Origin of the sequence: Pseudoalteromonas sp. SR43-7 (assembly GCF_014163785.1) — a bacterium.
Lineage (GTDB): Bacteria > Pseudomonadota > Gammaproteobacteria > Enterobacterales > Alteromonadaceae > Pseudoalteromonas > Pseudoalteromonas distincta.
On sequence record NZ_JACJDY010000058.1, the window covers coordinates 1 to 572 of the forward strand.

Genomic DNA, 572 nt, shown 5'->3' on the forward strand with positions numbered 1-572 from the left:
CGCCCAACGCCTTTGAGATTACCCACGTAAAATGTATCTTGAGAGCCTAGATAACCTGGGTGAGCCGTTTCAATTTCACCACACGCTTCGTCATCATGTTTTTTCTTTTCAAGCGCAGCTACTTGGGCGTCGGTGAGAATAATACCTTCGTTAGCCACTTTATTTTCTAGCGCCTTGAGACGCTTTTTAAAGTTCTCTAGGTCATGACGTAGCCATATTGAACGAACACCGCTGCCAGAAACGAATACGCATTGTTTTCTGTGTTCATTACTCGTTCTGTGTTGGCCGTGAGCTGGATAATCGACAGCGTATTTAATAACGGCTTGTTCAGTTGCTTCATCAACTCTATTTTTTAAGTTTGGCGCTCTACGACTTTTATCAATTAACGCATCAAGTCCACCGTCTTCGATTAATTCTTGATATCGATAAAATGTATCACGGGATACGCCCATCACTTTGCAGGCTCTTGATACGTTGCCAAGTTCTTCTGCAAGATTAAGTAAACCCGCTTTGTGTTTAATAATTGGATTGTTAGTATGTAGCATGAGAGTTACCTCTTATATGTTTTGATT

At 41.3% G+C, this 572-nt stretch carries 1 protein-coding gene; it reads right to left on the reverse strand.

Annotated features, from left to right (window positions below; all coding sequences use genetic code 11):
- Positions 1–545: helix-turn-helix domain-containing protein (locus tag H5087_RS20005; protein ID WP_182673147.1), on the reverse strand; the 545-nt coding region annotated here is incomplete at its 3' end.
- Positions 546–572 lie beyond the last annotated feature (27 nt).